This window comes from Nitrospirota bacterium (assembly GCA_035873375.1).
Classification (GTDB): Bacteria; Nitrospirota; Thermodesulfovibrionia; order Thermodesulfovibrionales; family JdFR-85; genus BMS3Bbin07.
Genome location: JAYWMQ010000040.1, coordinates 1 through 9,056 on the forward strand (window position 1 = coordinate 1; position 9,056 = coordinate 9,056).

Genomic DNA, 9,056 nt, shown 5'->3' on the forward strand with positions numbered 1-9,056 from the left:
CCCTATCAAAAAGGTTGGATATTCCTAGATATCTATACAAATTCAGGTTGGGCTGCAGGTCAACTTTTAGCTATTGAAGCCATTCCTGCCAGCCAGAATCCTAGGGTTTGGAGGATTGCTTATACTCAAAATCAATATAGTAGCGGACAAAACCCCATGCCATCTATGAGTTATGATGGAACAAAAATATATTATTGTTCAAATTGGAGGGGAAGAGATAATAAAGAAATATACGAGGTCACGCTTCCCAACAACTGGTGGCTGGATCTGAAGTAAAGATAACTGCTGAGCTGATTTCATTGATAGCCTTGCTGATAAAGCAAGGCTATCAATGTCTGATGTACGAAAAATTTCTCTTGATAGACTTGACGGTTAGAGACCGGGTAGGACAAAGCGATGTGTTGACCGTTTAACCGTCAAGCCGTTCCATTAATAGTTTGTGAAAGTCTTGCATGTTTTGAAGTCACTTTTTAATGCCCCGTCATTTATTATGGAGAGAGCACTAAAAATAGGCAAGATCAAGTCGGGTTACCCGGTTGTTCTGTTGGCATTGATTTCTATGTTTATGCTGTATTCATGTGGGTCTGCTGGTGAAAATGATTTAAATGATGTCAGCAGCAGTGATGTTACTGGCGATACAACAGCGCCGGCAGCAATCAATGACCTTGCAGCCTCAAACCCGACATTAAATTCGATAGAGCTAAGCTGGACAGCGCCTGGAGACGATGGAGATACAGGTACGGCAGTGAGTTATGATATCAGGTATTCCACATCAACAATAAGTGATGCAAACTGGAGTGCAGCCACTAGGGTAACGGGAGAGCCGACACCTGAGGCAGCCGGAACCACTCAGTCGATGACAGTGACAGGACTTGTGCCTGAAACCACATATTACGTTGCCGTAAAGACTGCTGATGAGGTGCCTAATACTTCAAATCAATCAAACGTTGTTGCGGCAATTACCGATGCCTCAACTTTTGAATATATAATGGGGACTGATGATTATGGTCAGCCAACGGTTTCTCAACCAGCTCAGTGGGAGACTTATACGGATCCGGTTACAGGCCTGACAATAAGACGAATAACGGATGCTGAAAAGGATGTTCCAGGTGCTTCCAGCGCTTGTGTTCATTATGTCAGGGTGAGCCCTGTAAGCAGTAACGGGAGACATCTGCTTATGGAAATAAAGGGCACAAAAGGGAACCCATACTACATTATGGACTTGCAAACTCGTAAAGTGCGTGTAGCTCCGCACGCAACGGGAAAACCATATGCGAACAACGGAGGAATAGACGCTCAGCCTGAATACAGATGGGATTATTCAGGCAATTATCCAACCCGTATTTATTACAGGGATGGATTAAAATTCTATCAGGCAGATATTAATTATCCGGATGGCCAACCAGATGATCCCAAATATAATGTTCTCTTGCATGATTTTTCGGATGAGTATCCAGATGCGCAGGTAGCTTACAATGATGATGAAGGAGATTCTTCCGCAGACAGCAGCTATTGGGCATTTATAATCAGGAACGGAGCTCCTGACTATGATATAGCGGCGATTATTACTTATGATAAAAAGACAGATACAATTCTCGGGACATTGAATTCTCCTCCCAAACCGAACTTTGTGGACGTATCACCGTCCGGCTCAAAGGTGGTGCTTTCCAGCTACTGGCATTCCGGGGGCGAGGGAAGCAATTTTGATGGTCCACACGCATGGGATTTAGATTTTACAAATCCTGTTAAAGTGGCAGCAGGAAGTGCGCATTCCGGGTGGGCTTGGGACAAAAGCGGCAATGAAGGGTTTCTGCAAATAAACAATGCTGGGACAGGAGATTGGCTTAGATTTTCCAATATCTTATCTGAGGATTACTTTAAGGTCTACTACCAGGGAGACCTTGGTTGGGCAGGACATCATTTTTCAAGAGTTTATCAACCCTATCAAAAAGGTTGGATATTCCTGGATATCTATACAAATTCAGGCTGGGCTGCAGATCAGATTTTAGCTATTGAAGCCATTCCTGCCAGCCAGAATCCCAGTGTTTGGAGAATTGCTTATACTCAGAACTTGCGTGGTGAATCAGGAAAGGACTATTTGGGAGAGCAGATGGTTTCTATGAGTTATGATGGAACAAAAATGTATTATTGTTCAAACTGGAGAGGGGCAGACAATAACGAGATATACGAAGTTGCACTTCCCCCCAACTGGTGGCTGGATTTGCAGTAAGGATTGCAGATGAGCTTATTTCATTGATAACCTCAGGGATTAAATCAGTGAGGCAATCAATAGTGATAATAAAGGAGTTTCTCTTTGTTGGCTTGACGCTTAGATACCGGGTAGGACAAAGCGATGTATTGGTAGTCTAACCGTCAAGCCGTTCCATTAATAATTTGTGAGAGTCTTGCATGTTTTGAAGTCACGTTTAGAATACCCCTTCTTAATCCAAGCTCTTTATTTCTGAGTCCAGATGCTTAATATGCCTCAAGTATCATTATATAGAAAGCTTTGCCTTATGTCTGTATTTTATTTGTCTTCAGGATTATTGGTTTACGGGTTTTTAATTGAGCCGTATGTTGTTACTGTTAAAAATATTGATATTCATTCTGAAAGACTGGCAAACGTGCTAAAAGGTTATAAAGTTGTACAAATCTCAGATTTACATATATCAAAGTATGGTAGAAGAGAAAAGAAAGTTGTTAAAGTTTTAAGAAACATTGATCCTGACATTGTCTTTTTTACAGGAGATGCGATTGAATGGGGAGCAGATTTCAAGCCAGTATTGCAATTTTTTAGGAATGTTCCTGCTAAAATTGGTGTCTGGGCTGTTTTGGGTAACTCCGACTATTCAAATGCTAAGGAGATGTGCTTGCTTTGCCACGAGCCTAACTCAAAAAGTTTGCTTAAAAAAAAGCGTGTAAGATTTCTTAGAAATACAAACGAAGTGATAAAAATCAAAAGAACAGATGGTTCATTGCAACCTTTAAAGCTTGCTATTATTGGAGTTGACGACTTTGTTACTGGAAGAGCTGATCTCAAATCCTCAATCAGACAAATCCCTCGGGAAGTTCCAAAGATTCTGCTGTCTCATTCTCCGGACCTTTTTGTGGAAGCATCAAGAAGTGGTATCGATCTCTTGCTCGCTGGACACACACACGGAGGTCAAATTTTTATTGTAGCTATTTTAGGGGGAGTTATAAGCAGTTTAGGTATACATGATTTGAAATATACTACGGGGTTATATAATAAGGGCAAAACTGTCATGTATGTTAACTCTGGGATAGGTACTAGTATTATACCGGTTAGAATAGGTGTGCCTCCACAGATTGCAATTTTGAATTTTAAGTAGAACCTGTCTTAAATGGTGAACCCTTCTTACAAAAGACGCTTTAGTCTCTATGTGACGGTATTATTATTGTTTTCATTGACTTCATGTATAAAGAAACCAGCAAACCTTATTCTGGCCAGCTTTGAATCTGAAAGGGAACTTGATGGGCTTGTCTGGGAATGTGGCAGGTGGTTTGAACTGACCCCATTACATAGAACGCATGGAATGCTAGCCTTAAAGGTGGAGATATCTCCTTCTCAGGAACCAATATTCCGGGTTTTTCTGACAGAAAATGATTGGTCTACATATAATTGGTTTAATATTGATGTTTTTAATCCGGAACATGTACAATTGCCGCTTACGATTCGATTTATAGATGAGGATAGTGATAGAGACCCGGGCAAATACTACACAAAAGTATATGCTCTATCTTCAGGCCTGAATCATATAAGTATTCCTATAGCTGAAATCAAAAAGGGTCCTCAGAAAAGAAACTTAAAGCTGCATAAGATGAAGAAGATTGCCGTTCTGTTACTAAAATCTCAGCAGAAACATACGCTGTATTTTGATAATATTGAGTTAAGAAAGTAAATTGCCGGAATGAAATTGCATCGAGTCCACAACCTGCTTTTGTTTTGTTTGCAGCCAAGAAATATGGAATTATTAAATCATGGATATTAGAGAAAACAAGGTTTCGGTTTTAATCCCTTGCAGAAATGAAGTTGAAGCCATAGAGACTTGTCTGAAAAATGTTTTTAGTTTTGAGTCTCCTGAAGGCGGGTTTGAGGTGATTATTATTGACGGGATGAGTGATGATGGAACTCGTGAAATCATATCAGAAAAAATGAAAGACTATCCTGACCTTATCTTGATTGATAATCCTGAAAGGACAATCCCTCACGCCATGAACCTTGGTATTCGGAAAGCAAGGGGGGAATACATTATTAGAACAGACGTAAGGTGTATTCACCCAGAAAATTATCTTTGCGAGCTTATTGAGTTGAGTGAGCAGAGTAAAGCTGATAACGTAGGTGCTGTATTAGAACCGGAAGGTAAAACATATGTTCAGAAAAGCATTGCAACTGCATATAAAAGCCCATTGTCAATGGGTAGCGCATTACGAGATAGAGGAGACTTTACAGGGGAGACTGATGCTGTATATGGAGGCTGTTTTAAAAAGGAACGTTTGTTAGAAATTGGCATGTATGATGAGGAAATGATTAAAAATGAGGACGATGAGCTATCTTTCAGATTGAGAGAGAACGGCGGGAAGGTTATTCAAACCGGTAGAGTTAAAGTCAAGTACTTTCCAAGGAAAAATTTTCTGCACCTTTTTAAGCAATTCATGCAATACGGCTATTGGAAGGTCCCTGTCTTAAAAAAGCATCCAACTCAGGCTTCTTTGAGGCATTTAGCTCCAACTTCATTAGTGTTAGGTTTTTTAGTATTGTCTTTTGCGGCGATATTTAATAAATACGCAAGAGTTGGAACAGGATTATACGTTATAAGCTATTTCCTGATTTTATGCTTGGAGTCCATCAGGCTTTCATATAAAAAAGACCTGAAGTTGTTTCCCTTAATTGCTTTTTCTATGGCGATTATACATATAGGTTATGGGGTTGGTTTCTTGATAGGTGTATTGTGTTCATTATTTAATGTAAAACCAAAGTGGTTTGAAACCTTAACCAGATAAGACTTTAATTTGTCAGAGAAAATAATACACGCTTTTTCCATAGACGTTGAAGACTGGTACCAGTCTTCTTATGATTTCAATGCCCCGGTCGACGAGGTCTGTGTTCATAATACACGGCTGGTGCTCGATTTTCTTTCAAAACACAACGTGAAAGGTACTTTTTTTATCCAGGGACTCGTTGCCAGGACATTCCCTCATCTGGTCAAGGAGGTTTATGCTGAGGGACATGAGGTACAGTCTCATGGTTATTCACATCGCCCAATCAACAACATGACTCCCGGTGAGTTTAAGGAAGAACTGGAAGAGACAGGAAAGCGTCTTGAGGATATAACCGGAGAACCTGTAACCGGTTTCAGGGCTCCTGATTTTTCTATTGATAAAGAATCGTTTTGGGCATTTGAAGTAATGTATGAGTGTGGAATCCGTTATGATTCCTCTATTTTCCCCCTGAAGACAAGTCGTTACGGTATAGCTGGATTCACGAGGGGATACAGCATAATCAAGACCCCTTCAGGAGAGATCGAAGAGTTACCGGTGTCAGTACTCGAGATGACGTGGATTGATGGATTCAGAGTGCCTGTTGGCGGAGGGGGATATTTCCGTTTATTCCCTTCGTGGTTTCTGAACTACAGCCTGAGAAAATTAGGCTCTCAGGGACAGCCGTTCATAATCTATTGTCACCCCTATGAATTCAATCCCCACGAGTGGCAGCAAATCATAAAACGCGTTCCAGGGTATCGCCGCCTGCATCAGGGCTTGGGTCGACGGAGCTTTCAGAAGAAAGTTTCAGGACTTCTAAAGCAAGAGACTTTTGGCCCCATGTCAGAGGTACTGAAAAGAATTCATGAAGAGTTGTCGCAGGACAAAACTTCAAGCTGAAAGGAGGGAAGGATATGCGTATAGTTTTTCTAAGTCCGGATGAACCCCTTTACCTGCCGGAATTTTACCGTTATGTTATTGAGAAGCTGTCTTCCGGCCATGATATAAAGGTGATAATAGTGCCACCGGTTTATAAGAATACCACAAAGCTTGATCTCAGCCTGCGTTATGCAAAGACTTTTGGAGTCAAGGAGGCAGCAATCCTGTCCTTCAGGGTTATTTATTATAAAGGGATGGATTTTCTGTTCAGAGGGAGAGGAGATGTTTTTTATTCTATGAGCGCTGTCTTTAAAAAATACGGGATCCCATATCTGTATGAAGATGATGTAAATAGCAAACGTAACATTGACCGGTTAAAAGATTGGAAGACCGAGTTGCTGATTTCCATATCCTGTCCTCAGATATTCAAGCGGGAACTTATAGAGTTGCCATTGAAGGGATGTCTTAACCTGCATGGTTCTATTTTGCCCGACTATCGTGGTGTCATGCCCTCTTTTTGGGTATTGGCAAACAATGAGAATGAAGCCGGTAGTACGCTCTTTTTTGTAAACGAGAAGATAGATGCCGGTGATGTGCTTGTACAGAGAAAGTTTCCGGTTCATCCTGATGATACACTCGAGTCCTTTATCAGGCGTTCCAAGAGGATAGGTGCCGAGATGGTTGTGGAAGGCGTTGAAAAGATTAACAGAGACAAAGCTGAAACATATGCTCTTGATATGAGCAAGGGCAATTATTATGGTTGGCCAAAAAGGGAGGATGTGAAACGTTTTCTTAGCAATGGGAGGCGATTCAGATAAAAGACCATGTTACGACTGAATGGAAAGGCAAAAATAATGTCATACAATAAGTTTATTCCTTATTCCCTGCCCCTGATTGAAGACGAGGAGATAGCTGAGGTCCTTGATACGCTCAGGTCTGGATGGATTACAACAGGACCAAAGACAAAGGCATTTGAAGCTGAATTTGCAGAATACATTGGTTGCAAACATGCAATTGCTGTTAATTCCTGTACAGCCGCCCTCCATCTTGCACTGGATGCCATAGGTATTAAGGAAGGTGACGAGGTCATTACATCCCCGATGACTTTTGCGGCCACGGCAGAGGTCATACGCTACTTTAAGGCAAAACCCGTATTTGTAGACATAGATCCCCTGACCATGAATATCAATACCGAAGAAATAGAAAGATACCTCTCAACAATCAACAATAATCAATCGTCACTGCCAAAGGCCATAATTCCTGTTCACTATACGGGATATCCCTGTGATATGGATTCTGTCAGGATATTAGCTGAAAAATACGGATTGAAGGTGATTGAAGATGCTGCCCATGCCCTGCCCGCATATTTTAAGGGCAGGATCGTAGGCTCGACTGGGGATATAACGTGTTTCAGTTTTTATGCCACTAAAAATATTACAACCGGTGAAGGTGGCATGGTCACCACCAACAATGATGAGTGGGCAGAGAGGATGAGGATTATGAGCCTGCACGGTATCAGTAAGGATGCGTGGAATAGATACACTGCCGAAGGCTCATGGTATTATGAGATTATTGCCCCCGGGTATAAATACAATCTGACAGATATAGCTGCTTCACTCGGGATTGTCCAGTTAAGAAAAGCTGACAGACTCTGGCTGAGAAGATCTGAAATCGCCGAAATGTATAACCAGGCTTTCAAGGATATCCCGGAACTTGAATTACCATTTAATAACTTTAGTAACTCAATACATAGAACTGATGACATTGGACTTCGGACTTCAGAAACAAGACACAGCTGGCATTTATATGTGGTAAGATTGAACCTTGAGGGCCTTTCTATAGACCGGAACCGTTTTATCGAAGAACTTAAGGACAGAGGAATAGGCACATCCGTGCATTTCATCCCCCTTCACATACACCCGTATTACCGTGATATGTATGATTACAAGCCTGAAGACTTTCCGGTTGCCTATGAGACCTATAAGAGAATAATATCCCTGCCGATATATCCTAAGATGACGGATGGTGATGTGGGGAGGGTGGTTGAATCGGTTAGTTCTATTATAAGAAGGTTTAGAGGGTGAGAAGGTACGATGTCCGACGTTCTATGTCCGAAGTCTATAAATAAAAAGCATGAAGATAGAGAGTTTTGAAGACATAAAAGCATGGCAGGAGGCAAGAGAATTTGTGGAAGAGATTTATAGAATAACTTAGGATGTAGGACATGGGACTTGACCCCCCGGACAAAGAATGAAACGTTTTTTCGACATATCCAGTTCATCTATCGGCCTTATTATATTGTTACCCCTCTTTATAGCGGTGGCAATCCTTATAAAGCTTGACAGCCGTGGTCCTGTTTTTTTCAGGCAGCAGAGGATAGGTAAGAATTTCAGGCCTTTCCGCATTTATAAGTTCAGAACCATGACGACTGATGCCCCTGAGAAAGGACCTGAGATAACAGTTGGCGGGGATAAGAGGGTGACGCGTATTGGACGGATACTCAGAAAATACAAAATAGATGAACTTCCACAACTCATGAATGTGCTCAAGGGTGATATGAGCCTTGTAGGGCCGAGACCCGAGATGGAAAAATATGTTGAGCTTTATAAAGAGGATTATAGATATATATTACAGGTCAGGCCGGGTATTACGGATATTTCATCAATAACCTACAGGGATGAAGAAGGTGTTTTAATGGGCAAGAAAGACCCTGAAGCCTATTACCGGCAGGTATTGCTGCCGGAAAAGATAAGGCTTGCCAGGGAATATATTGACAGGGCTTCTTTCTTCTATGACCTGCGACTTATTTTCAGGACAGTTTATAGAATCTTCTATCCATCTTTCACTATTCAACCGCAAAGTGCCCAAAGTAACACGAAGAAAAGAAATCTAAATTAACCGCCTGTCTAACTTGCTTAATGTCTCTCTCTGTGATTTCTGAGTCCCCTGTGCCTATAAATTTTTAAATTCGTGGTTATTAAACCGGCAAATAAATACAGAGTTTTTTAGCTGGTTAAAAGTTTGTTGCACAAACAAAAAAAAACGATATATGTCATTCTGAATTTATTTCAGAATCTCTAAGAATCGATGACTTATGAGACGCAGTCTGTTCGCCTTGCCAAGCCTGAAACAATACTGAAACAAGTTCAGCACATGGTTCAGAGCCTGCCCTGAAT

The 9,056-nt window shown here is 41.2% G+C and carries 9 protein-coding genes; all 9 read left to right on the top strand.

What is annotated here, in order from left to right; all coding sequences use genetic code 11:
• Positions 1-276, top strand: a 276-nt coding sequence (locus tag VST71_08450) for a hypothetical protein (protein MEC4685744.1), incomplete at its 5' end; no start/stop codon positions are given.
• 289 nt (positions 277-565) lie between these two features.
• Positions 566-2,230, top strand: coding sequence for a fibronectin type III domain-containing protein (locus tag VST71_08455; protein MEC4685745.1), 1,665 nt, complete (start codon positions 566-568; stop codon positions 2,228-2,230).
• A 286-nt stretch (positions 2,231-2,516) separates the two neighbouring features.
• On the top strand, positions 2,517-3,350 hold the full coding sequence (locus VST71_08460; protein MEC4685746.1) for a metallophosphoesterase: 834 nt from the start codon (positions 2,517-2,519) through the stop codon (positions 3,348-3,350).
• Positions 3,351-3,401: 51 nt separating this feature from the next.
• Positions 3,402-3,920: a hypothetical protein gene (locus tag VST71_08465; GenBank protein ID MEC4685747.1), complete on the top strand. Its 519-nt coding sequence runs from the start codon at positions 3,402-3,404 to the stop codon at positions 3,918-3,920.
• Between the two features lie 79 nt (positions 3,921-3,999).
• Positions 4,000-5,022, top strand: a complete 1,023-nt coding sequence (locus tag VST71_08470; GenBank protein ID MEC4685748.1) for a glycosyltransferase family 2 protein — start codon at positions 4,000-4,002, stop codon at positions 5,020-5,022.
• Between the two features lie 9 nt (positions 5,023-5,031).
• Positions 5,032-5,901: a polysaccharide deacetylase family protein gene (locus tag VST71_08475; protein MEC4685749.1), complete on the top strand. Its 870-nt coding sequence runs from the start codon at positions 5,032-5,034 to the stop codon at positions 5,899-5,901.
• Positions 5,902-5,915: 14 nt separating this feature from the next.
• Entirely contained in the window at positions 5,916-6,698 is a 783-nt protein-coding gene (locus tag VST71_08480) for a formyltransferase family protein (protein ID MEC4685750.1), read from the top strand.
• 36 nt (positions 6,699-6,734) lie between these two features.
• Positions 6,735-7,964, top strand: coding sequence for a DegT/DnrJ/EryC1/StrS family aminotransferase (locus VST71_08485; GenBank protein MEC4685751.1), 1,230 nt, complete (start codon positions 6,735-6,737; stop codon positions 7,962-7,964).
• Positions 7,965-8,130: 166 nt separating this feature from the next.
• A complete protein-coding gene (locus VST71_08490; GenBank protein ID MEC4685752.1) occupies positions 8,131-8,778 on the top strand; it encodes a sugar transferase in 648 nt (215 codons plus the stop codon).
• The last annotated feature ends 278 nt before the right edge of the window (positions 8,779-9,056 follow it).